Annotated in this window: 20 protein-coding genes; 12 read left to right on the top strand and 8 right to left on the bottom strand. The window is 59.2% G+C overall.

Going from position 1 to position 22,506, the window contains the following annotated elements:
- Positions 1-11 precede the first annotated feature (11 nt).
- Entirely contained in the window at positions 12-662 is a 651-nt protein-coding gene (locus AC3WMT_RS22490) for a GNAT family N-acetyltransferase (protein WP_103305277.1), read from the bottom strand.
- A gap of 298 nt (positions 663-960) precedes the next feature.
- On the opposite strand from AC3WMT_RS22490, the gene xthA reads away from it, so the two are divergent.
- Complete coding sequence (gene xthA / locus AC3WMT_RS22485) at positions 961-1,773, top strand: exodeoxyribonuclease III (protein ID WP_103305276.1); 813 nt, start codon at positions 961-963, stop codon at positions 1,771-1,773.
- Between the two features lie 267 nt (positions 1,774-2,040).
- Entirely contained in the window at positions 2,041-3,375 is a 1,335-nt protein-coding gene (locus AC3WMT_RS22480; protein WP_103305275.1) for a substrate-binding domain-containing protein, read from the top strand.
- A gap of 130 nt (positions 3,376-3,505) precedes the next feature.
- Here the strand turns inward: AC3WMT_RS22480 and AC3WMT_RS22475 are convergent, their stop codons facing one another.
- Positions 3,506-4,735 carry an acyl-CoA dehydrogenase gene (locus tag AC3WMT_RS22475; protein ID WP_103305274.1) on the bottom strand — a complete coding sequence of 410 codons (1,230 nt, stop codon included), beginning with the start codon at positions 4,733-4,735 and terminating at the stop codon, positions 3,506-3,508.
- 183 nt (positions 4,736-4,918) lie between these two features.
- On the opposite strand from AC3WMT_RS22475, the gene AC3WMT_RS22470 reads away from it, so the two are divergent.
- The 3 genes from AC3WMT_RS22470 to AC3WMT_RS22460 all read left to right on the top strand — a co-directional run bounded on the left by AC3WMT_RS22470 (position 4,919) and on the right by AC3WMT_RS22460 (position 7,488).
- Complete coding sequence (locus AC3WMT_RS22470; RefSeq protein WP_095189900.1) at positions 4,919-5,848, top strand: LysR family transcriptional regulator; 930 nt, start codon at positions 4,919-4,921, stop codon at positions 5,846-5,848.
- Positions 5,849-6,044: 196 nt separating this feature from the next.
- Complete coding sequence (locus AC3WMT_RS22465) at positions 6,045-6,446, top strand: MerR family transcriptional regulator (RefSeq protein ID WP_038362702.1); 402 nt, start codon at positions 6,045-6,047, stop codon at positions 6,444-6,446.
- A gap of 142 nt (positions 6,447-6,588) precedes the next feature.
- Complete coding sequence (locus AC3WMT_RS22460) at positions 6,589-7,488, top strand: hydroxymethylglutaryl-CoA lyase (protein ID WP_103305273.1); 900 nt, start codon at positions 6,589-6,591, stop codon at positions 7,486-7,488.
- Positions 7,489-8,187: 699 nt separating this feature from the next.
- Here AC3WMT_RS22460 and AC3WMT_RS22455 read toward each other — a convergent pair.
- The gene (locus tag AC3WMT_RS22455; RefSeq protein ID WP_103305272.1) at positions 8,188-9,885 is read right to left on the bottom strand and encodes an AMP-binding protein; all 1,698 of its coding nucleotides are present in this window, start codon (positions 9,883-9,885) and stop codon (positions 8,188-8,190) included.
- A 359-nt stretch (positions 9,886-10,244) separates the two neighbouring features.
- Here AC3WMT_RS22455 and AC3WMT_RS22450 point away from each other — a divergent pair, with 359 nt between their 5' ends.
- From AC3WMT_RS22450 to AC3WMT_RS22435, 4 genes are read left to right on the top strand one after another with little or no spacing between them, the layout of a single operon-like run.
- Positions 10,245-11,408, top strand: a complete 1,164-nt coding sequence (locus tag AC3WMT_RS22450; protein WP_103305271.1) for an isovaleryl-CoA dehydrogenase — start codon at positions 10,245-10,247, stop codon at positions 11,406-11,408.
- A 13-nt stretch (positions 11,409-11,421) separates the two neighbouring features.
- Positions 11,422-13,029 carry a carboxyl transferase domain-containing protein gene (locus AC3WMT_RS22445; RefSeq protein WP_103305270.1) on the top strand — a complete coding sequence of 536 codons (1,608 nt, stop codon included), beginning with the start codon at positions 11,422-11,424 and terminating at the stop codon, positions 13,027-13,029.
- Positions 13,030-13,042: 13 nt separating this feature from the next.
- Positions 13,043-13,858, top strand: coding sequence for a gamma-carboxygeranoyl-CoA hydratase (locus AC3WMT_RS22440; RefSeq protein WP_103305269.1), 816 nt, complete (start codon positions 13,043-13,045; stop codon positions 13,856-13,858).
- A complete protein-coding gene (locus AC3WMT_RS22435) occupies positions 13,858-15,807 on the top strand; it encodes an acetyl/propionyl/methylcrotonyl-CoA carboxylase subunit alpha (protein ID WP_103305268.1) in 1,950 nt (649 codons plus the stop codon). The genes AC3WMT_RS22440 and AC3WMT_RS22435 overlap by 1 nt, the downstream gene beginning before the upstream one ends.
- Before the next feature lie 41 nt (positions 15,808-15,848).
- Here AC3WMT_RS22435 and AC3WMT_RS22430 read toward each other — a convergent pair whose 3' ends face one another.
- Positions 15,849-16,508 (bottom strand): LexA family protein, encoded by a 660-nt coding sequence (locus AC3WMT_RS22430; protein ID WP_103305267.1) that lies wholly within the window; start codon positions 16,506-16,508, stop codon positions 15,849-15,851.
- 129 nt (positions 16,509-16,637) lie between these two features.
- On the opposite strand from AC3WMT_RS22430, the gene AC3WMT_RS22425 reads away from it, so the two are divergent.
- Positions 16,638-16,976, top strand: coding sequence for a DUF6124 family protein (locus AC3WMT_RS22425; RefSeq protein ID WP_103305266.1), 339 nt, complete (start codon positions 16,638-16,640; stop codon positions 16,974-16,976).
- Positions 16,977-17,119: 143 nt separating this feature from the next.
- Here AC3WMT_RS22425 and AC3WMT_RS22420 read toward each other — a convergent pair whose 3' ends face one another.
- Complete coding sequence (locus AC3WMT_RS22420) at positions 17,120-17,359, bottom strand: hypothetical protein (protein WP_103305265.1); 240 nt, start codon at positions 17,357-17,359, stop codon at positions 17,120-17,122.
- A 97-nt stretch (positions 17,360-17,456) separates the two neighbouring features.
- Here AC3WMT_RS22420 and AC3WMT_RS22415 point away from each other — a divergent pair, with 97 nt between their 5' ends.
- Both AC3WMT_RS22415 and AC3WMT_RS22410 read left to right on the top strand, forming a co-directional pair.
- Positions 17,457-18,608, top strand: a complete 1,152-nt coding sequence (locus AC3WMT_RS22415; protein WP_103305264.1) for a M14 family metallopeptidase — start codon at positions 17,457-17,459, stop codon at positions 18,606-18,608.
- Positions 18,609-18,758: 150 nt separating this feature from the next.
- Positions 18,759-19,973 (top strand): MFS transporter, encoded by a 1,215-nt coding sequence (locus AC3WMT_RS22410; RefSeq protein WP_103305263.1) that lies wholly within the window; start codon positions 18,759-18,761, stop codon positions 19,971-19,973.
- Here AC3WMT_RS22410 and AC3WMT_RS22405 read toward each other — a convergent pair.
- The 3 genes from AC3WMT_RS22405 to AC3WMT_RS22395 form a co-directional block, all read right to left on the bottom strand.
- Positions 19,970-20,515, bottom strand: a complete 546-nt coding sequence (locus tag AC3WMT_RS22405; RefSeq protein ID WP_103305262.1) for a cytochrome b — start codon at positions 20,513-20,515, stop codon at positions 19,970-19,972. The two genes, AC3WMT_RS22410 and AC3WMT_RS22405, sit on opposite strands and share 4 nt — an antisense overlap.
- Positions 20,512-21,618 carry a catalase family peroxidase gene (locus tag AC3WMT_RS22400; protein WP_103305261.1) on the bottom strand — a complete coding sequence of 369 codons (1,107 nt, stop codon included), beginning with the start codon at positions 21,616-21,618 and terminating at the stop codon, positions 20,512-20,514. The genes AC3WMT_RS22405 and AC3WMT_RS22400 overlap by 4 nt, the downstream gene beginning before the upstream one ends.
- 121 nt (positions 21,619-21,739) lie before the next feature.
- Complete coding sequence (locus AC3WMT_RS22395) at positions 21,740-22,504, bottom strand: enoyl-CoA hydratase-related protein (RefSeq protein WP_103305298.1); 765 nt, start codon at positions 22,502-22,504, stop codon at positions 21,740-21,742.
- Positions 22,505-22,506: the final 2 nt, after the last annotated feature.

The raw sequence follows: 22,506 nt of genomic DNA, 5'->3' as shown, positions 1-22,506 counted from the left end.
AAGTTCGACCTCTAAGCCGTTGCAGTTTGTAACACTTGTGGATTGGCGTGAAAAAATACGTGTTCTCGCACTGGGCCGACGGCAACTTCGCCAATCTCCTCGTAACCCTGACGTTTATAAAATTCCAGGTAACGCGGGTTACCGGTGTCGAGCACTACGCCTTGTGAGGTTTCATCCACCGCGCACCAGTTGTGCACGGCGGTCAGCAGTTGCTCGCCGAAGTGTTTGCCCTGGAACTGCGGGTGTACACCAAGCAGCGGCAGCATGTGCACCGAATCGCTGGGCACGCACGCGGCCACGGCATCGTGATATTCCAGATAGCGCCGGGTGCAGCGAAAACCGGTGCTGAGCACCATGCGCAAGCGCCACGCCCAACTTTCGGTGATGCCCAGCCGACGTTGCGGCGGTGCGATCAGGGCGATGCCGATCAAGCGGTCGTTGACCAGCAGGCCGATGGCCGGCAAATCCTGAAGGAAATGTTGTTTGACCAACTCGCGCACCGTCGCCCGCACACGCTGCTCATAGCCGGGACGCTCGGCCTCGAACAGGTAACCGAAGGTCGGCTCGTGGCGATAAGCCTGATACAGCAGGGATCGGGCTTCGCGCGAGTAGCCGCGATCAAGCATATGGATGTCGGCGATGGCGGTCTGGGTTTCAGGCATGACGATGATTCTCCCCGGGGCACGGCTCAATTGGCTGCGCTCTTGTTGGTACGAACCCTTTGGCGTTGGCACAGTTCCCCACAGGTATAGACCAACCATGGATCTTCATCGACTGTGAGGACGCCAATCGCGAGCAGGCTCACTCCTACATTTGGAATGCGTTCCCCTGTAGGAGTGAGCCTGCTCGCGATGGCGCCATTGCTGGCAACACAAATCCCACAGGGCAAAATGATTTCTCCCACACTGGCCCCCATCCCCCATGTCAGCTAGCATCGCCCTTTTGCCAGGACTGCCGACCATGAAGATCGTTTCCTTCAACATCAACGGACTGCGCGCCCGTCCGCATCAGCTGGCAGCGCTGATCGAAAAACACCAGCCAGACGTGATCGGCCTGCAAGAAACCAAAGTCCACGACGATCAGTTCCCGCTGGAAGAAGTCCGCGCCCTCGGCTACCACGTGTATTTCCACGGTCAGAAAGGTCATTACGGCGTTGCCCTGCTCTCGCGCCAGGAACCGATCGCGATCCACAAAGGTTTCGCCACTGACGAAGAAGACGCCCAGCGCCGCTTCATCTGGGGCACTTTTGCCGACGCCAATGGCGTACCGGTAACAATCATGAACGGCTATTTCCCACAGGGCGAAAGCCGCGACCACCCGACCAAATTCCCCGCCAAACAGCGTTTCTACAGCGACCTGCAAGCGCTGCTGGAAAGCCAGTTCCACAACGAACAGCCACTGGTGGTGATGGGCGATGTGAACATTTCTCCGGAAGACTGCGACATCGGCATCGGCCCGGACAACATGAAGCGCTGGCTGAAAACCGGCAAATGCAGCTTCCTGCCGGAAGAGCGCGAGTGGATGGCCCGCCTGAAAAATTGGGGCCTGACCGACAGCTATCGTCACCTGAACCCGGACGTGACTGACATGTTCAGCTGGTTCGACTACCGCAGCCGTGGCTTTGAAGATGAGCCCAAGCGTGGACTGCGCATCGATGTGATTCTGGCGTCGCACGGTTTGTTGCCAAGGGTGAAAGCGGCGGGCGTGGACTATGAACTGCGCGGCATGGAAAAGCCTTCGGACCATGCGCCGATCTGGCTTGAACTGGCCTGACCTTGAAGCCACCACAGAATCACATTTGACAATGAGGTTCTGTGGTCGACTGACCTGTGGCGAGGGGATTTATCCCCGATGGGGTGCGAAGCGCCCCCAAAATTTTTCCTGTTAAACCGCATTCACAAGTTTTGGGTCGGCTTCGCCAACCATCGGGGATAAATCCCCTCGCCACAAAGGCTCCTCTACATTGAATGGCTGTCATGTTTTGGTCATACGCCTGACTTAATCTCCCCGGCAATCCCCTTGGCTTGATTCGGTGCCGGCATGACCCTGCGTGTTCTGTGCGTTTTTCTATTCAGTGCATGGCTGTCGGTCTCTGCCGCGGCCCTGCCGATACCCGAAAACGGCCCGGCGCTGCGCATTCAGGGCTCCAACACGATTGGCGCGGAACTCGGCCCGGCGCTGGTCGAAGGCTTGCTGCAAGAGCAAGGCTTGCTGAAGGTCCACCGAGAAACCCCGGACACCGCCAACGAACTACGCGTCGTTGGACAGACTGCCGACGGCAAACGCGTGGTCGTCGACGTCACCGCCCACGGTTCCAGCACCGGTTTCACCGCGTTGAAAAACGCCAGCGCCGATGTGGCCGCCTCTTCCCGCGAGATCAAAGACAGCGAGTTGCTCGGCCTGCAAGCGCTCGGCGATCTGAAAAGTCCCAGCGCCGAGCAAGTCATCGCCATCGATGGCCTGGCGATCATCCTTCACCCCGATAACCCATTGCAGCAACTGGATACCGAGCAACTGGCGCGGATCTTCAGCGGCGAGGTGAAGACCTGGGAAGACCTCGGTGCCCGTGGCGGGCCGATTCATTTATATGCCCGGGATGATCAGTCCGGCACGTACGACACGTTTAAGGAACTGGTCCTGAGTCGTCGTGGGAAAAGTCTGAGTACTTCTGCGAAAAGGTTCGAATCCAGTGAGCAATTGTCCGACGCCGTCAGCACCGATCCGCAAGGCATCGGCTTCATCGGTTTACCTTACGTGCGTCAGGCTAAAGCGGTTGCGATTGCCGATGGCGCGTCGCAATCGATGCTGCCGCTCAACAGCCTGATCGCCACCGAAGACTATCCACTGTCGCGACGGCTGTTCTTCTATTTGCCACCGGACAGCAAGAACCCATGGGCCAAAGCGTTGGTGGCATTTGCGCAGAGCCCTCAGGGTCAGGCGATTGTCGCGGCCAACGGTTTTATCAGCCAGACCGTGCAGGCCATGACGGTCGCACCGAATGCGCTGATGCCAGAGGGTTATCAATCCCTCAGCCGGCATGCCCAGCGTCTGACAGTGAATTTCCGTTTTGAAGAAGGCAGCGCGACCCTGGATAACAAGGCGCATCAGGATCTGGCACGGGTACTCGACTATATAAAGCGCCATGACAAGACCGAACGCGCAGTGACATTGGTCGGATTTGGCGATGCCAAGGACGATCCGGCGCGGGCAGATTTGCTGTCGAAGCTGCGGGCGATGGCGGTGCGGCGCGAGTTGGTGAAGAGCGGGGTGGTGTTGCGTGAGGTTCGCGGCTTTGGGGCGCTGATGCCGGTGGCGGCGAACAATGCGGATGAAGGGCGGATCAAGAATCGGCGGGTTGAGGTTTGGGTGTATTGACTTGCGCCTGATCGTTCCCACTCTCCGCGTGGTAACGCCGCCATGGACGCTCCGCGTCCGCTGTGACGCGGAGCGTCACGGGATGCATTCCCACGCAGAGCGTGGGAACGATCAGGGGTGAAGTTCTGGCTCAGCGCTCGCTACGCAACATTTCCTTCGGCACATACTTGCCGATCTCGAACTTGCCGATCGCCGCACGGTGCACTTCGTCCGGGCCATCAGCCAGGCGCAGGGTGCGTTGCATGGCGTACATGTAGGCCAGTGGGAAATCGTTGGAAACTCCTGCCCCGCCATGGATCTGGATCGCCCGATCGATCACGCGCAGCGCAACATTGGGCGCAACGACTTTGATCTGCGCAATCTCGCTCTTCGCCACCTTGTTACCCACGGTGTCCATCATGTATGCCGCTTTCAGCGTCAGCAGGCGCGCCATATCGATTTCCATCCGCGAGTCGGCGATCTTGTCGACGTTACCGCCCAAACGCGCCAGCGGTTTGCCGAACGCGGTACGGCTCACCGAGCGTTTGCACATTAATTCCAGTGCGCGCTCAGCCATTCCGATCGAACGCATGCAGTGGTGAATCCGCCCTGGGCCAAGGCGACCCTGCGCGATTTCGAAACCGCGTCCTTCACCCAACAGGACGTTTTCGTAAGGCACCCGCACATTGTCGAACAGCACTTCGGCGTGACCGTGCGGCGCGTCGTCGTAGCCGAATACCGGCAGCGGACGGACGATTTTCACCCCGGGGGTATCAACCGGCACGAGGATCATCGAGTGCTGGGCGTGACGGGGTGCATCAGGATTGCTCAGGCCCATGAAGATGAGGATTTTGCAGCGCGGGTCGCAGGCGCCGGAAGTCCACCACTTCTTGCCGTTGATCACCCACTCGTCACCATCGCGCACGGCACGGGCGGCCATGTTGGTGGCGTCGGATGAGGCCACGTCCGGCTCGGTCATGGCGAATGCCGAACGGATCTCGCCGCGCAGCAGCGGTTCGAGCCAGCGCTGTTTCTGTTCTTCGTTGGCGTAACGCACCAGCACCTCCATGTTGCCGGTGTCCGGTGCCGAGCAGTTGAACGGCTCAGGGCCGAGCAGCGAGCGGCCCATGATTTCCGCCAGTGGCGCGTATTCAAGGTTGCTCAGGCCGGCACCGAGTTCCGACTCTGGCAGAAACAAATTCCACAAGCCCTCGGCCTTGGCCTTGGCTTTGAGCTCTTCCATGATCGCTGTCGGCTGCCAGCGATCGCCTTCGGCAACCTGGCGTTCGAACACCGCTTCAGCCGGATAAACGTAAGTGTCCATGAACGCGGTTACGCGCTCACGCAGTTCTTGCACCTTGGGCGAATAAGCGAAATCCATGAGCAGCTCCCGATGGTTGGCAGTTCTTCAGCAGAGGTTGTTTAAGGCATGCAATCGATGCTAGAACAGCGCTGATAATTTACCTAGCCTATTCTCGGCGTGTATAAACATTCATCACCGATATATGATCCAGTGATCGTCAGCCCTTAAAACACCGCCCTGAATAACAAGAGAAGCCGCGTTATGAATCTGAGCAAGGTCGACCTCAACCTTTTCATCGTCTTTGACGCGATCTATACCGAAGCCAACCTGACCCGCGCCGGGCAGATCGTCGGGATCACTCAGCCAGCGGTGTCCAACGCACTGGCGCGACTGCGCGAGACCTTCAACGACCCGCTGTTCGTGCGCACCGCTCAGGGCATGGTGCCGACACCGATGGCGCAGAACATCATCGGCCCGGTGCGTAACGCGCTGTCGCTGTTGCGCGTGTCGGTTCAGGAAAGCCGGATTTTCAACCCGGCACAAGCGGTCAAGACCTACCGCATCAGCATGACCGACCTCACCGAAGCGGTGATTTTGCCGCCGCTGTTCCAGCGTCTGCGCCGTCTGGCGCCGACGGTGATCATCGAAAGCTTTCTGTCGAAACGCCGCGAGACCACCAAGGAACTGGCGGCCGGACGCCTGGATTTTGCCGTGGATGCACCGCTCAACACTGACCCGCAGGTGCGTCACGTCAAGCTGATGGAAGACCGTTACGTCTGTGCGATGCGCAAGGGCCATCCGATGGCAGGCAAGGAAAAACTGTCGCTCGATGATTATCTGTCGCTGACCCATATCCACATTTCCAGCCGCCGCAGTGGTCTGGGTTATGTCGATCTGGCGCTGGGCAAAATGGGCATTCAGCGCAAGATCGCCCTGCGCTCGCAGCATTACCTGATGGCGTCGCAGGTGATGCAGCAAACCGATATGGTCATGACCGTGCCGGAGCGCTTTGCCCGACGACATGAACTGCATGCATTCAATCTGCCGGTCAACGATGTACCGCCGGTGGAGACGCATTTGTACTGGCATGAAAGCACCGACCAGGACCCGGCGAATCGCTGGATGCGCGAACAGATGATCGAGTTGTGCCAGCAGGTGACGGCGCATGAGAAGAAGCTGGATAAGGTGTAAGACTTTAAACCGAGGCGCGCCCATCGCGAGCAGGCTCACTCCTACAGTTGACCGTGTTTCATCTGAAGAAATGCAACCAATTGTAGGAGTGAGCCTGCTCGCGATGAGGCCAGCATGAACACCACAGATCATCCCGCTTGACGTAAACGTCAACCTGCCATTAGCTTAGCGCCAAGACCTTTTTTCGAGCGCTTTCATGAGCAGCCAGACTTACAGCATTTCCGACCTCGCCCGCGAACTGGACATAACCACACGGGCGATCCGTTTTTATGAAGAACAAGGCCTGCTCAGCCCCGAGCGTCGTGGCCAGGAACGCATCTATTCGCCACGCGACAAGGTCAGCCTGAAGCTGATCCTGCGCGGCAAGCGCATCGGTTTTTCACTGGCCGAATGCCGCGAACTGATCGAGCTCTACGACCCGTCGAGCGGTAACACCAAACAACTCAACAGCATGCTGGCGAAAATCAGCGAACGTCGCGAACAGCTGGAACAGCAGTTGCTCGACATCGAGCAGATGAAACTGGAACTCGACACCGCCGAAGAGCGCTGTGTGCAGGCGCTGGAGCAGACGCTTAAAAGCCAGCAAGCGATCCAGTAAACAACTCAAATCCCTTTGTAGGAGTGAGCCTGCTCGCGATTGCCATTTCACATTCGACGGTCATGTTGACTGGTCTACCGTGATCGCGAGCAGGCTCACTCCTACAAGGGTTCACCACGAATTCAAATGAGCAGGTCAGCCTATGTCCCTCCCCTCCCAAGTACGCCTGATCGAAGTCGGCCCACGCGATGGCCTGCAGAACGAAGCTCAACCGATCAGCGTTGCCGACAAGGTGCAATTGGTCGACGCCTTGAGCGCCGCCGGTCTTGGCTATATAGAAGTCGGCAGTTTCGTTTCACCGAAATGGGTGCCGCAAATGGCCGGTTCCGCCGAAGTGTTCGCGCAGATCCAGCGCAAACCCGGCGTTACCTACGGTGCACTGGCGCCGAACCTGCGTGGCTTTGAAGATGCGATTGCTGCCGGTGTGAAGGAAGTTGCGGTGTTCGCCGCCGCGTCCGAAGCCTTCTCGCAGCGCAACATCAACTGCTCGATCAGCGAAAGCCTGGCGCGCTTTGCGCCGATCATGGAAGCGGCGCAACAGCATGGCGTTACCGTGCGCGGTTACGTGTCTTGCGTGCTCGGCTGCCCGTATGAAGGCACGGTCGCGCCGGAGCAGGTGGCAATGGTCGCGCGCGAGTTGTACGCGATGGGCTGCTACGAGGTTTCGCTGGGCGACACCATCGGCACCGGCACCGCTGGCGCCACCCGCCGGCTGTTTGAAGTGGTGTCGGCGCAAGTACCACGCGACAAGCTCGCCGGGCATTTCCACGACACCTATGGCCAGGCGATGGCCAATATCTACGCCAGCCTGCTCGAAGGCATTTCCGTGTTCGACAGCTCTATCGCGGGGCTTGGCGGCTGCCCGTACGCAAAAGGTGCGAGCGGTAACGTCGCCACCGAAGACGTTGTGTACCTGCTCAATGGCCTGGGAATCGACACCGGTATCGACCTGGACGCCTTGATTGCCGCGGGTCAGCAGATCAGCGCGGTGCTCGGTCGGCCGAGCGGTTCGCGCGTGGCCAAGGCTCGGAGCGCACAGTGAGGGACCACGGTGTTACCGCTGAGTCGAAAACGTGGGCATAAGCGAGTAACACGGAAACAAATTGTCTGGCTTTGCCGAAACGAAAAATCCTAAAAAACCATATCTTGTTGATTTATAAGGATTTTTAAAAGTTGGCACGCGTTCTGCTATCTCTATGGCATAACAAGAATAAAAAGCAGCAAACCACAATAAAAATAAGACGTACCGACTCTGACATAACAAAAACAACACGGCAGAGACGCAGCTAACAGATTTTTTTGGAGAAGGTGTGCTTTTCAGGGTGCTCTCAGGAGTGACCCGCAACCGGGCAGAGAACAATAAAACTACCTTCAGGTAGCTCCCGAATCGGTTGGATCGTTTAACGAGAAAGCAGATCAGCGCTCAAAAAAATACGTTTGCTCTTGACCCCGGATGGGGGTCGCCAAAAACAGCGGTAAAGGGCCACGGTTGCCAAAAACAACAACAGACCGACCCTCAATAATAAAAAAGAGCACGCGACGACAAAATTAAAGGGGAGCCTCGGCTCCCCTTTGTGCTTTCTGTGATTCCTGAATTCCCTCAAATCCCTCAATCCCTCAAATCCCTGTGGGAGCTGCGGTGCGACGATTCGACTTGCCAGCGATTGCGGTAGATCATTCAACATTGATGCTGGCTGATTCGACGCCATCGCTGGCAAGCCAGCTCCCACAGTGTTTGTGTTCACCGCTTGATTGTTTTCAGCTCTTCGATGCTTATTTCCCGCATCCTGAACTTCTGAATCTTGCCCGTCACCGTCATCGGAAACTCTTCGACGAACTTGAAGTGCCGTGGCGTCTTGAAGTGCGCGATGCGCTCCTTGCACCAGGTTTGCAGCTCCAGCTCGGAAGCGTTGTGGCCGGGGTGAAACTTGATCCAGGCGACGATCTCTTCACCGTAACGCGAACACGGAATGCCGATCACCTGCACGTCCGCTACCGCCGGGTGAGTGAAGAAGAATTCTTCCAGCTCACGCGGATAAATGTTCTCGCCGCCACGGATGATCATGTCCTTGTTGCGCCCGGCGATGTTGACGTAACCCTCTTCATTCATGCTCGCCAGATCGCCGGTGTGCATCCAGCCCGCCTCATCGATAGCCTCTGCCGTGGCTTGCGGATTGCTCCAGTAACCGAGCATCACGCTGTAACCGCGGGTGCACAGCTCGCCGATGGTGCCGCGTGGTACCGGGTTGCCGGCTTCATCAATGATCTTGCTTTCCAGTTGCGGCTGAGTGCGGCCGACGGTGGTCACACGCAATTCAAGCTCGTCATTCGGGCCGGTTTGCAACGACACCGGGCTCGTTTCAGTCATGCCGTAAGCGATCTGCACTTCGTTCATGTGCATCTCGCTGATGACCCGGCGCATCACTTCGATCGGGCAGGTAGCGCCAGCCATGATCCCGGTGCGCAGGCTCGACAGATCGAATTCGGCGCGTTGCGGCTGATCGAGCATGGCGATGAACATGGTCGGCACGCCATACAGCCCGGTGGCCTTTTCCTCGGCGACGGTTTGCAGGGTCAGCAACGGATCGAAGGCATCGTTGGGGTAAACCATCGTACTGCCGTGGGTAATGCAACCAAGGTTGCCCATGACCATGCCGAAGCAGTGATACAGCGGCACCGGGATGACCAGGCGATCAGTCGGGGTCAGGCCAATGCTTTCGCCGACCATGTAACCGTTGTTGAGGATGTTGTAGTGACTGAGGGTCGCGCCCTTGGGGAAACCGGTTGTGCCGGAGGTGTACTGGATGTTCACGGGTTGATCAAAGTGCAGGCTGTTGCTGCGTTCACGTAATTGCTCTGGGGAGGCATTGATGGCCAGATCGGCCAATTGTGACCATGGCAGGAAACCTGACGGCGGCTGTTTGTCGAGACTGATCACTCCGCGCAAATCCGGCAGACGCTCGCTCCGCAACTGACCGATGGATTGCTCGGCCAGCTCCGGCACCAGGCCCTGCAACATGCCGTGATAGTCGGAAGACTTGAACGCCCCCGCACAGACCAGCCACTGACAGCCGGACTGCTTGAGCACGTATTCCAGTTCGGAGCTGCGGTAAGCCGGATTGATGTTGACCAGGATCACGCCGATTTTCGCCGTGGCGATTTGCGTGATGCACCACTGCGCGCAATTCGGTGCCCAGATGCCGAGCCGGTCGCCAGCCTGCAAACCCAATGCGAGCAAGGCTCTGGCATGCACATCCACGGCGTCGGCCAGTTGTCGCCATGAGTAGCGCAACTGCTGATGGCGCACCACCAGCGCCTCGCCGTCCGCGTACTGCGTGACGGTCTCGTCGAACTTCTGCCCGATGGTCATCGCCAGCAAGGCCTTGTTCTGAGAACCGCGGCTATAGCTGCGCTGCGGGTTTGCACTGGGTTGATCCATGACGACCCCTATTGTCTTTATTTATGGGTTGCCGACAGTCACTTGCAGGATTGAGCTTTGTGGCGAGAGGATTTATCCCCGATCGGCTGCGAAGCAGACGAGTACCCGGCGAATGCGTTTTTAACGCGATCACAGGTTTCAGGGCCGCTACGCGCCCCATCGGGGATAAATCCCCTCACCACAAAGGCTCAGTCCTACAGAACCGGTCCGCTTTCAATCTTGAACTGCCCCTACTCTCGCTCAAGCTGACGTTAACGTAAAGGGTGATTGACAGCCATTCGCCGCAGGCTTACGTTAACGTAAAGGTGAGAACTGAAACGCCACTCTCCCCACCCTACAAAAAAGCCAAAAGGTGCCTCATGAGCTATCCATCCCTGAATTTCGCCCTCGGTGAAACCATCGACATGCTGCGCGATCAGGTTCAGTCCTTCGTCGCTAAAGAGATCGCTCCGCGTGCGGCGCAGATCGACAGTGACAACCTGTTCCCCGCCGACATGTGGCGCAAATTCGGTGACATGGGCCTGCTCGGCATCACCGTGCCGGAAGAGTACGGCGGTGCTGGCCTGGGTTACCTGGCGCACGTGGTGGCGATGGAAGAAATCAGTCGCGGCTCGGCGTCGGTGGCGTTGTCCTACGGCGCGCACTCCAACCTCTGCGTCAACCAGATCAACCGCAACGGCAACCACGAACAGAAAAGCAAATACCTGCCGAAGCTGATCAGCGGCGAACACGTCGGCGCCCTCGCGATGAGCGAGCCTAACGCCGGCTCCGACGTGGTTTCGATGAAACTGCGCGCCGACAGACGCGGTGATCGCTTTGTCCTCAACGGCAGCAAGACCTGGATCACCAACGGACCCGACGCCAACACCTACGTGATCTACGCCAAGACCGATCTGGAAAAAGGCCCGCACGGCATCACCGCATTCATCGTCGAGCGCGACTGGAAAGGCTTCAGCCGCAGCAACAAGTTCGACAAGCTCGGCATGCGCGGCTCCAACACTTGCGAGCTGTTTTTCGATGACGTTGAAGTGCCGGAAGAGAACATTCTCGGCGTGCTCAACGGCGGTGTAAAAGTCTTGATGAGCGGCCTCGATTACGAGCGTGTCGTGCTCTCCGGCGGCCCAACAGGCATCATGCAGTCGTGCATGGACCTGATCGTGCCGTACATCCACGACCGCAAACAGTTCGGCCAGAGCATCGGCGAATTCCAGCTGATCCAGGGCAAAGTTGCTGACATGTACACCCAGCTCAACGCCAGCCGCGCCTATCTCTACGCCGTCGCCCAGGCCTGCGAGCGCGGCGAAACCACGCGCAAGGACGCCGCCGGCGTGATCCTCTATACCGCCGAACGCGCCACGCAAATGGCCCTCGACGCAATCCAGATTCTTGGCGGCAACGGCTACATCAACGAGTTCCCGGCCGGGCGTCTGTTGCGTGACGCCAAGCTATACGAAATCGGCGCCGGCACCAGTGAGATCCGTCGCATGCTGATCGGTCGCGAACTGTTCAACGAAACCCGCTAAAACGGAGCTGGCCATGGCTATTTTGCATACTCAGCTCAATCCTCGATCAGCGGAGTTCGCCGCCAACAGCGCAGCGATGCTCAAGCAAGTCGACGCCTTGCATACCCTGCTTGCCCAAGTGGCGCAGGGTGGCGGCGCAAAGGCTCAGGAACGCCACACCTCACGGGGCAAACTGCTGCCGCGTGAGCGCATCAATCGCTTGCTCGATCCGGGCTCGCCGTTTCTGGAAATCAGTCAGTTGGCCGCGCACGCCGTTTATGGCGAAGACGTGCCCGCCGCTGGCGTGATTGCCGGGATCGGTCGGGTTGAAGGCGTCGAATGCATGATCGTCGCCAACGACGCGACCGTGAAAGGTGGCTCGTATTACCCGCTGACCGTGAAGAAACACCTGCGCGCGCAGACCATCGCCCAGCAAAACCGCCTGCCGTGCATTTATCTGGTGGACTCCGGCGGCGCCAACCTGCCGCGTCAGGATGAAGTGTTCCCGGATCGCGAGCACTTCGGGCGGATCTTTTTCAACCAGGCCAACATGAGCGCCATGGGCATCCCGCAGATCGCCGTGGTCATGGGCTCGTGCACCGCTGGTGGTGCGTACGTGCCAGCGATGGCTGACGAAGCGATCATGGTGCGCAATCAGGCAACCATTTTCCTCGCTGGCCCGCCGTTGGTGAAAGCCGCAACCGGAGAAGTGGTCAGCGCCGAGGACCTTGGTGGCGCCGATGTGCACTGCAAGATTTCCGGGGTGGCCGACCATTATGCCGAGAGCGACGAGCACGCCCTCGCCCTCGCCCGCCGCAGCGTTGCCAACCTCAACTGGCGCAAGCTCGGCGAAGTGCAGCAGCGCGCGCCGATTGCGCCGCTGTACGCCAGTGACGAGTTGTATGGCGTGGTCTCGGCCGACGCCAAGCAACCGTTCGATGTGCACGAAGTGATTGCGCGACTGGTCGACGGATCGGTGTTCGATGAGTTCAAAGCGCTGTTCGGTACCACGCTGGTGTGCGGTTTTGCTCATCTGCACGGCTATCCGATTGCGATCCTCGCCAACAACGGCATCCTCTTCGCTGAAGCCGCGCAGAAAGGCGCGCACTTCATCGAACTGGCCTGCCAGCGTGGCATTCCATTGCTGTTCCTGCAGAACATTACCGGCTTCATGGTCGGGCAGAAATACGAAGCCGGCGGCATCGCCAAGCATGGCGCAAAACTGGTAACGGCGGTGGCCTGCGCCAAGGTGCCGAAATTCACCGTGATCATCGGAGGCAGCTTCGGCGCCGGTAACTACGGCATGTGCGGCCGGGCCTATGATCCGCGTTTTCTGTGGATGTGGCCGAACGCGCGAATTGGCGTGATGGGCGCCGAACAGGCAGCGGGCGTGCTGGTGCAGGTCAAACGCGAACAGGCCGAGCGTAGCGGCCAGGCCTTCAGCGCCGAGCAGGAAGCCGACATCAAGCAGCCGATCCTCGACCAGTACGAAGAACAGGGGCATCCCTACTATTCCAGTGCGCGGCTGTGGGACGACGGCGTCATCGACCCGGCGCAGACCCGTGATGTGCTGGCCCTGGCCTTGTCCGCGTCGCTGAACGCGCCAATCGAACCGAGCCGCTTCGGCGTGTTCCGGATGTGATCGGGAGAATCTCATGAGCGACTTCAACACCCTTGAACTGCAGACTGACCCACGCGGTTTCGCCACGCTGTGGCTCAACCGCGCCGAAAAGAACAACGCGTTCAATGCCGAGATGATCCGCGAGCTAATCCTCGCCCTCGACAAGGTGGCCAGCGACGCCAGCCTGCGTTTCCTCCTGGTGCGCGGGCGCGGCAAACATTTCAGCGCCGGTGCCGATCTGGCCTGGATGCAGCAATCGGCCGAACTCGATTACCACACCAACCTCGACGACGCCCGCGAACTGGCAGAGTTGATGTACAACCTCGCCAAGCTGAAAATCCCGACCCTGGCTGTGGTCCAGGGCGCGGCGTTCGGCGGCGCACTGGGCCTGATCAGTTGCTGCGACATGGCGATTGGTGCGGATGACGCGCAGTTCTGCCTGTCGGAAGTGCGCATCGGTTTGGCACCTGCGGTGATCAGCCCGTTCGTGGTGCAGGCCATCGGCGAACGTGCCGCACGTCGATATGCCCTGACCGCCGAACGCTTTGGTGGCCAACGTGCTCGGGAAATCGGTTTGTTGTCCGAGAGCTATCCGGCGACCGAACTTGATGGGCAAGTTGAACAATGGATCAACAACCTGCTGCTCAACAGCCCCGCTGCCATGCGAGCCAGCAAAGACTTGCTGCGCGAGGTCGGCAACGGTGCACTGACCCCGGCGCTGCGCCGCTACACCGAAAACGCCATCGCGCGCATCCGCGTCAGCCCCGAAGGCCAGGAAGGCTTGCGCGCCTTTCTGCAAAAACGCCCACCGGGCTGGCAAGCCGCAACCACCACCAAGGAGCCGCGTTGATGAGCGCACCTGTTCTCACCACCCTGCTGGTGGCCAACCGTGGCGAAATCGCTTGCCGCGTGATGCGCACCGCCAAGGCTCTGGGCCTGACCACCGTCGCTGTGCACAGCGCCACCGACCGCGACGCGCGGCACAGCCGTGAAGCGGATATCCGCGTTGATCTCGGTGGCAGTAAAGCCGCCGACAGCTATCTGCAAATCGACAAACTGATCGCTGCAGCGAAAGCCAGCGGCGCGCAGGCGATTCACCCGGGTTATGGCTTTCTTTCCGAGAACGCCGGGTTTGCTCGCGCCATTGAAGCGGCGGGCCTGATTTTCCTCGGCCCACCCGCCTCGGCCATCGACGCCATGGGCAGCAAATCCGCCGCCAAGGCGTTGATGGAAACGGCTGGCGTGCCTCTGGTGCCGGGTTATCACGGCGAAGCCCAGGATCTGGATACCTTCCGTGATGCCTGTGAGCGGATTGGTTATCCAGTGTTGCTCAAGGCCACTGCCGGTGGCGGCGGCAAGGGCATGAAAGTCGTCGAGGACGTCAGTCAATTGGCCGAAGCGCTGGCCTCGGCTCAGCGTGAGGCGCAGTCGTCGTTCGGTGATTCGCGGATGCTGGTGGAGAAATACCTGCTCAAGCCGCGCCATGTGGAGATCCAGGTGTTTGCCGACCAGCATGGCAATTGCCTTTATCTCAACGAGCGTGACTGCTCGATTCAGCGCCGCCACCAGAAAGTCGTCGAGGAAGCACCGGCACCTGGCCTGACACCGGAACTGCGTCGCGCCATGGGCGAGGCAGCGGTTCGTTCGGCGCAGGCGATCGGCTATGTCGGCGCCGGCACCGTGGAGTTCTTGCTGGATGCACGCGGCGAGTTCTTCTTCATGGAGATGAATACGCGGCTGCAGGTCGAGCATCCAGTCACCGAAGCCATCACCGGACTGGATCTGGTGGCGTGGCAGATTCGCGTGGCCCGTGGGGAAGCGCTGCCGATCACACAAGCGCAAGTGCCGCTCAACGGGCATGCGATTGAAGTGCGGCTGTATGCCGAAGATCCGTCGAACGATTTCCTGCCAGCCACCGGGCGTCTGGAGTTATATCGCGAATCGGCTGAGGGGCCGGGACGGCGGGTGGATAGCGGCGTTGCAGAAGGTGACGAGATTTCGCCATTCTACGACCCGATGCTCGGCAAGCTGATTGCCTGGGGCGAGGATCGTGAACAGGCGCGACTGCGGTTGTTGGGCATGCTCGATGAATTCGCGATTGGCGGACTGAAGACCAACATCAATTTTCTGCGCCGAATCATCGCGCATCCGGCGTTTGCCGCTGCGGAACTGGATACCGGGTTTATTCCGCGTTATCAGGAGCAACTGTTGCCGGTTCCGGGCGAGTTGAGTGATGCGTTCTGGAATGCCGGGGCGCAGGCGTTCGTGCAGACTTTGCCGGCGCTTGCGCGCAAGGATGACCCGAGTTCGCCATGGGCATTGAACAGTGGTTTGCGTGCAGGTCTGCCGCAGGAAATCACTGTGCATTTGAGCTGCGAAGGCCAGGATCGAGCGCTGACGCTGGGTGCCAGTGGCGACGCGAAGCTTGCCGGTGAAGCGCTGGTTGTCGAACACGATGGCGTGCGTCGTTCCTTGCGCGCGATTCGCCAGGGCGATTCGTTGTTTCTGCAATGGGAAGGTGAGTTGCGGCGCATTCAGGCCTTTGACCCGATCAGCGCCGTCGAAGCCAGCCATAGTCATCAGGGTGGCCTGACGGCGCCCATGAACGGCAGCATCGTGCGTGTTCTGGTCGAGGCCGGGCAATCAGTAGAGGCCGGTGCGCAACTGGTGGTGCTGGAAGCCATGAAGATGGAACACAGTATTCGCGCGCCGCATGCCGGGGTGATCAAAGCGCTGTATTGCCAGGAAGGTGAAATGGTTGGCGAAGGCAGCGCTCTGGTTGAATTGGAAGAAGTGTAAATGACGAAGATCGATCCTACGCCAAGCGAGGATCGATCTGACTAGTAACGCGCCGTTGCCTGAACCACTACGCCGATGATTCGACAGTCATCGGTAAACAAGGCTTTCGGCCAGGTCGGATTGAGCGGCACCAGGTAACGCTGACCGCCCTCTTCGTCCAGCTTGCGGAAGATCGCCTCTTCGCTGTCGGCCCACCGCGCAATCACCAGTTTGCCAGGCACCGCTTCCGCCTCCGGATCCACCAGGATCAGCATACCTTCGGCAATGCTCGGGCCGCGGGGTGCGGTCATCGAGTCTCCAGCCACCGTCAGCCAGAACGCTGCCCCTCGGGCATGGTAGTCCGTCAGTTGGAAAACCTGCTTGTCTGTCAACGAGACATAGACCGGCTGACCGTTTTCGCGCACTTCGCACGGTGTTCGCCAATCGCTGACCGGGTAGCGGAAGTACGGGTTGTACTTCTGCGCCAGCGGCATGTCGTCGTCCGGCGTGACTTGCGGTTCGCGAATCACCAGGACCACCTCAAGGAAGTCCATGCCCAGTGCCTGCAGCACGCGGTTCATTTGCGTGATACCAGGCTCCCGGCGTTTGTTCAGCCAATGGCCGATCCCGCCTTGGGACATGCCGACGCGCTCTCCGAGCTCTGTTTGAGTGATTTTGAGTTCACTCATCTTGGCCTTGACCAACTCAATCCATTTATCCATGTGCGGCACCTTACGCTGACGCCTTCGGCCGACAAAACACATATTGTAGTATTTAAATTCTAGTCACAACTACGCATCGTACTATTCTGAAGCCACGGATTTTCAATCGAACAAGGAGTGGCCCTTATCATGAATATCAGCAGCAAAGACTTGCCAGATCTGCAAATGGACACCACGTTCACCTCTCCCCAAGGCAACGCAGCGGCACAACGTGCCCTGGACTATTACTTGAAACCTGCTGTATCAGAACCCGAAGTCGATGAACGATTTTTCGACGTCAGACGCCATCTCAGTGGCGAAGAGGCCCTGGTGCACGCCTCGGATTTGCTGCGATGTGCGGCGGCGACCGCCTTCAAGGCAGCGGAAAATTTGCAAGGCGCGAGTCGCGACCTGGCCTTTTCGGTGGTGCACATGGTGGATATGGCGCGGGCGATGGTCGACCATTCGCTCGATAGCGAGGAAGTCTGAGGAACGGAATCGGGACGGACAGGAAAGAATTTTCCAATCGCGCAGATAAAAACATTTGACTTGCAAATGATAATGATTATTATTGCAAGCAGCTGGTCGCGAGATCAGTCGATGGACCAGAGACCTTAGGTCGGTCTTCTGGACTATCTCCTCATCAGGCTAATCACGGTTTTTGACCCGGCTTTTTGCCGGGTCTTTTTTTTGCCCGTTTTTCGGGCTTGTGGCTTCAGGCTAATGAAGTCTTTATGTGCTGCAAATTCGATGGCGCGGATAATATCAAAAGAATATCGGTTGGCAAGCCAGGCCCGGCCACATTGGGCCAAACTAATAGCAATTAGCACTTGAGAATCAATCGCATAGCCCCTAAGCTGCGTCCGCGTCATGGAGGACGCCCCCCGCCACACCCCGCAATTTCCCTCGGTTTCACCGCTGTCTTGCGTGTAAAGTAGCCGCCATAAAAATCATATTCAGGAACCGATTATGACCGTGGCCAAATCTTCGTTCGACATCAGCGCCAACTTCGACAGCGGCAACATCCAAGTCATCGACATCAGTAATCCGCTCAACCCGGTTCTGGCTATTCGCCCAGACACCCGCAGCGCGCATTTCCAGTGGTTCCACTTCAAGGCCAGCGGCCTGCATGTCCATCAGGAACACTGGTTTCGCCTGGTCAACGCCAGCCAGTCCTCCTACAACAAAGCCTGGACCGGCTACCAGGCCGTTGCGTCCTACGACCACGTCAACTGGTTCCGCATACCCACCCAATTCGAAGGTGACAGCCTGCGCTTCTGCCTCGAAGCCGAGCAGACCCACGCCTGGTTCGCCTACTTCGAACCCTATAGCCGTGGCCGCCACGACTGGCTGATCGAGCAGGCACTGACCAAGGCCGGCACCGAGTTGCTGGCGACCGGCAAGAGCGTCGAGGGCCGCGACATTCAACTGCTGCGCAAAGGCAGTGGCGCCGAAGGCCAGCGCAAAGTCTGGATCATCGCCCAACAGCATCCGGGCGAGCACATGGCCGAATGGTTCATGGAAGGCGTGATCGAGCGTCTGGAAAAACACGACGATCCGGTCTTGAACAAACTGCTCGCCAGCGCCGACCTTTACCTTGTACCGAACATGAACCCGGACGGCGCTTTCCATGGTCATCTGCGCACCAATGCAATGGGTCAGGATCTGAACCGCGCCTGGCAGAACGCCAGCCAGGAAGTCAGCCCCGAGGTATTGTTCGTACAGCAGCAGATGGAAAAGTACGGCGTCGATCTGTTCCTTGACGTACACGGCGATGAAGAAATCCCTCACGTATTCACCGCTGGTTGCGAGGGCAATCCGGGTTACACGCCACGGATCGAGAAGCTTGAAGAGCATTTCCGCAGCCACCTCAAGCGCACCACCAAGGACTTCCAGACCCAGTACGGCTACACCCGCGACGAGCCGGGCCAGGCCAACATGACCCTGGCGTGCAATAGCGTCGGCCAGAAGTATGACTGCCTGTCGCTGACGCTGGAAATGCCGTTCAAGGATCACGACGACGCGCCGAACCCGCAAACCGGCTGGTCGGGCAAACGCTCGAAACAACTGGGCAAGGACGTGCTGACCACAATCGCCGATATGGTCGATACCCTGCGCTGATCCGCTCCCCTCGCACCTGCAAAAGATCGCAGCTTGTCTGCGATCTTTTGCTTTGTGTGGTCCACGGATTCGATTAATCAGGTTGCAAAGTGAAACCAAATTACCTACCGTGATTCTGGTTTTAATTTGAAACCTAAAAAGGATCCGGGTATGAAACCTCAATCACTCAGTAGCAGCGTGGTGCTGCTCTTCGCCGTGGCCTGTGGTCTGGCAGTGGGCAATGTGTATTACGCGCAGCCATTGCTGGATGCCATGGCCGACGCATTCGCTTTGTCGCCGGCAACCATCGGTATCGTTATCACCCTGACACAGGTGGGTTACGGCGTCGGATTGGTGCTGCTGGTGCCACTCGGCGATTTGCTCAACCGACGGCGATTGATCGTCAGCCAGACGCTGCTATCCGCCGTGGCCCTGTTAATGATCGGACTGGCCCCCAACAGCGTCTGGTTGCTGCTGGGCATGACACTGACCGGTTTACTCGCCGTGGTGACGCAAGTGCTGGTGGCCTATGCTGCGACCCTGGCTATCCCGGCACAACGTGGCCGAGTGGTGGGTGTGGTCACCAGCGGCATCGTCGTCGGCATCCTGCTGGCGCGTACCGTTGCAGGAGGAATGGCTGATCTGGCCGGATGGCGCGCAATCTATTGGCTGTCGGCGGGCCTGACGTTGTTGATGGCGTTGCTGTTGCTTCGCGTATTGCCCAAGCATGAAGACCCACAACCGGCGTCGACCTATCGCGCATTGATCGCCTCGGTATTCGTCCTGTTCAAGGAAGAACCCGTTCTGCGTCAACGCGCGCTGCTCGCCCTGCTGACATTCGCCAGCGCCATGGTGCTGTGGACGCCGATGGTCCTGCCGCTCGCAGCGCCACCGCTCTCGCTGTCGCACAGCGAAATCGGCCTGTTTGGCTTAGCCGGTGCAGCCGGTGCACTGGCTGCGGCGCGCGCCGGGCACCTGGCTGATCGTGGTCTGGGCCAATGGGTCAGCGGATTGTCGTTGTTGCTGATGCTCGGTTCGTGGCTGCCGATCGCCCTCACCCAATCATCGCTGTGGGCGCTACTGCTCGGCGTGATCACCCTCGATCTGGGCCTGCAAGCCGTTCACGTGACCAGTCAAAGCATGATCTACAGCGTGCGCCCCGAAGCGCAAAGCCGCCTCACCGCCGGATATATGCTGTTCTACTCGATCGGTAGCGCCCTGGGCTCAATCGGCTCGACCGCCATGTATGCGTGGGCCGGCTGGACCGCCGTGTGCCTGCTCGGTGCCGCAATCAACACCGTCGCCCTGCTCTACTGGTGGAAAACCCTGGCGCCACAACCTCGTGGCGAGGGAGCTTGCTCCCTGACCACAGAGGCCCGGCGTTAATCGCGATCACGCCCGCGCAACATGCTGTCGAGCACTTCGTCGCGGCGAACCCAGCCGTGAAACAGCGCCGCCGCCAAGTGCAGCAGCACCGTCAGGAACAACAGATAGGCCAGATAACCATGAGCCTTGCGCAGCAGCGCAAACAGCTGCGCATCCGCCGGCACAATCGACGGCAACTGCAGCGAACTGCTGAGCATGACGGGCTCGCCCGACGCGCTGATCATCGCCCAGCCGAGCAACGGCAGCGCCAGCATCAGCGCGTAGAGCAAGACGTGCGAAGCCTTCGCCGCCAGTACCTGCCAGTCCGGCAGGTCTGCCGGCAGCGGTGGCTGGCGAGTCGAGAAACGCACCAGCAGGCGCACGATCACCAGCGCGAGAATCGCAATCCCCAACGGCTTGTGCAGGTGGATCAGCCATTCATGCCGTTCTGACACCGAGGTGACCATTCCGGCCCCGATGAACAGCATCGCAATGATCATCAGCGCCATCAGCCAGTGCAGCAAACGCGCCAGCAGTGCGAAATGAGTCGGTTGAGTTCTCATTGACGAGCCTCCTGTTTGGCGGCGGGCAACTGGCTGACTTCGCTGGTACGGCGCAGATAGGAATCGGCGTAGCCGGCCGAACGGGCGGCTAGCAACGGGTCGTCGGTACCTTGAATCCCGGCTGGCAGCACCAGCGGGTCATAGTTGATGTCGCGGCACTCGCCACTGAGTTGCGGCTGGGTCTTCTCCAGCACCAACGTGCCGGCGTTCAACACCTTGCGCCCGGCGGGCCAGGTTTTGCTGGCATCGTTTACCGGGTCATCGGCGTTCGCCAGGGTGATGTTCAGCTGAAAACGCAGCGGCGCAGCGGCCAAGCGTTGCACCAAGTCTTTTTCCAGAAAATCTGCGCCCTCAGGTGCACTGGCACCGGCCGCGTCTTGCGCCAACGGCGTCATGCTCCAGCGCACCGCCTGCTTTTTGCCGCTGGCGTCGACCAGGTAGAACGCGTTGACGCTGTTATAGGTTTCGGTGGCATAACTGGCGGACGGTTTTGCAGTCTTGACCCACGTCAGAAACGGCACGGCTTCCGGGTGAGAGGCGAAGAACGCCGGAACCTTCGCCGGGTCAGGCTTACCCGTGGCCGGATCCGGCGACTGCGCCTGCTGCAATTGATAGAACGCCTCAGGCGTGCCAACCGGGAACACCGGCATGCTGTTCATCCCGGTGCGCCATTGCTGCCCATTAGCCTGGGTAAATCGCAGCGCCAGACTGCGGATCGGCACGCTGCTGTCCGGCGCATAAGGATTGCCCGCCGGCAACGCAAAACGCCCGACCACCGGAGTGCGTGGCTCGTTGAACACCTGCGCGGTGGAGAACACCCGCGCCTCGCCACTGCTCTCGAAATGCCCGATCACGCACACACCTTTGGCGTGATTGCGGCGAAAGCCCGGGTGCACGCCGTTGTTCTTTTCCAGTACATCGACCAGCGCCTTGGGCGTCAGACGCTGTGGGTCAAAGTTACCGTGAACGTAGGCAAACGCTCCGGCCACCGCAGCGACTACCACAGCAATGCCGCCCAGACGCAGAATCAGGCTCGCCGCACTCAATGGCGGGCGTTGCGGCCCGCCGGGCCTCTTGATATCGGGTGAGATGCGATCAACCATGAAAGACTCCAGGGCCAATGGCCATAGGGAAAGGTGCTATGAGACGCACGCCTCGTAGGTTTATTCCCTTTGAACTGTAGTTTCTTTCACCGCACTACGTGTGACGCTGCGTCTGAGTAATTTAAACATGCTCGAATCGGGGTTCACGCTTCTCCAGAAACGCCTGCATTCCCTCTTTCTGCCCGGGGGTGGCAAACAAGCCATGAAATACCCGACGCTCAAACAATATGCCTTCGCGCAGTGCTAATTCCTGCGCACGATCTACCGCTTCGCGGGCAGCAGCTGTCGCCGCGCCTGAAAATCCGGCAATCCGCTGCGCAACCGCCAGTGCCTGTTCGAGCAATTGATCGGTGGCCGTTACACGCGACACCAGTCCCGCCTGTTCGGCCTCCCTGGCGTTGATAGAACGTCCGGTGAGAATCATGTCCATGGCTTTTGCCCGACCTATTGCGCGCGTCAACCGTTGAGTTCCGCCCATGCCCGGCATTACACCCAGGGTAATTTCCGGCAACGCAAACTTCGCCGATTCAGCCGCGATGATCACATCACACATCATCGCCAACTCACAGCCACCGCCATAGGCAAAACCCGCGACGGCTGCCACCTTCGGCGTCCGGAATCCGGTGAAAGCATCCCAGCCGGCAAAGTAATCCTCCTGGATCATTTCCACGCAGGATTTCGCATACATTTCCTTGATATCGGCGCCCGCGGCAAAGTACTCCTTCGTACCGGTAATCACGAAACAACCCACATCCGGATCAGCATCCAGCCCACGAAGCGTATCCAACAGCTCCTGCATCATCTGCGTACTCAGGGCATTTCGGGCTTGCGGGTGATTCAGCCGGATCAGCACAACCCGGCCCAGTCGTTCAATCAGTAGATTCATGT

It is taken from the genome of Pseudomonas sp. FW305-7 (assembly GCF_058786735.1).
Note: the sequence above shows the minus strand (reverse complement) of the source record. Positions and strands in the feature narration are given on the sequence as shown.

Bases quoted from the DNA above. Each gene is read 5' to 3' on its own strand.
- AC3WMT_RS22490 (WP_103305277.1), bottom strand. From the start codon at position 662: ATGCCTGAAACCCAGACCGCCATCGCCGACATCCATATGCTTGATCGC.
- xthA (WP_103305276.1), top strand. From the start codon at position 961: ATGAAGATCGTTTCCTTCAACATCAACGGACTGCGCGCCCGTCCGCAT.
- AC3WMT_RS22480 (WP_103305275.1), top strand. From the start codon at position 2,041: ATGACCCTGCGTGTTCTGTGCGTTTTTCTATTCAGTGCATGGCTGTCG.
- AC3WMT_RS22475 (WP_103305274.1), bottom strand. From the start codon at position 4,735: ATGGATTTCGCTTATTCGCCCAAGGTGCAAGAACTGCGTGAGCGCGTA.
- AC3WMT_RS22470 (WP_095189900.1), top strand. From the start codon at position 4,919: ATGAATCTGAGCAAGGTCGACCTCAACCTTTTCATCGTCTTTGACGCG.
- AC3WMT_RS22465 (WP_038362702.1), top strand. From the start codon at position 6,045: ATGAGCAGCCAGACTTACAGCATTTCCGACCTCGCCCGCGAACTGGAC.
- AC3WMT_RS22460 (WP_103305273.1), top strand. From the start codon at position 6,589: ATGTCCCTCCCCTCCCAAGTACGCCTGATCGAAGTCGGCCCACGCGAT.
- AC3WMT_RS22455 (WP_103305272.1), bottom strand. From the start codon at position 9,885: ATGGATCAACCCAGTGCAAACCCGCAGCGCAGCTATAGCCGCGGTTCT.
- AC3WMT_RS22450 (WP_103305271.1), top strand. From the start codon at position 10,245: ATGAGCTATCCATCCCTGAATTTCGCCCTCGGTGAAACCATCGACATG.
- AC3WMT_RS22445 (WP_103305270.1), top strand. From the start codon at position 11,422: ATGGCTATTTTGCATACTCAGCTCAATCCTCGATCAGCGGAGTTCGCC.
- AC3WMT_RS22440 (WP_103305269.1), top strand. From the start codon at position 13,043: ATGAGCGACTTCAACACCCTTGAACTGCAGACTGACCCACGCGGTTTC.
- AC3WMT_RS22435 (WP_103305268.1), top strand. From the start codon at position 13,858: ATGAGCGCACCTGTTCTCACCACCCTGCTGGTGGCCAACCGTGGCGAA.
- AC3WMT_RS22430 (WP_103305267.1), bottom strand. From the start codon at position 16,508: ATGGATAAATGGATTGAGTTGGTCAAGGCCAAGATGAGTGAACTCAAA.
- AC3WMT_RS22425 (WP_103305266.1), top strand. From the start codon at position 16,638: ATGAATATCAGCAGCAAAGACTTGCCAGATCTGCAAATGGACACCACG.
- AC3WMT_RS22420 (WP_103305265.1), bottom strand. From the start codon at position 17,359: ATGACGCGGACGCAGCTTAGGGGCTATGCGATTGATTCTCAAGTGCTA.
- AC3WMT_RS22415 (WP_103305264.1), top strand. From the start codon at position 17,457: ATGACCGTGGCCAAATCTTCGTTCGACATCAGCGCCAACTTCGACAGC.
- AC3WMT_RS22410 (WP_103305263.1), top strand. From the start codon at position 18,759: ATGAAACCTCAATCACTCAGTAGCAGCGTGGTGCTGCTCTTCGCCGTG.
- AC3WMT_RS22405 (WP_103305262.1), bottom strand. From the start codon at position 20,515: ATGAGAACTCAACCGACTCATTTCGCACTGCTGGCGCGTTTGCTGCAC.
- AC3WMT_RS22400 (WP_103305261.1), bottom strand. From the start codon at position 21,618: ATGGTTGATCGCATCTCACCCGATATCAAGAGGCCCGGCGGGCCGCAA.
- AC3WMT_RS22395 (WP_103305298.1), bottom strand. From the start codon at position 22,504: ATGAATCTACTGATTGAACGACTGGGCCGGGTTGTGCTGATCCGGCTG.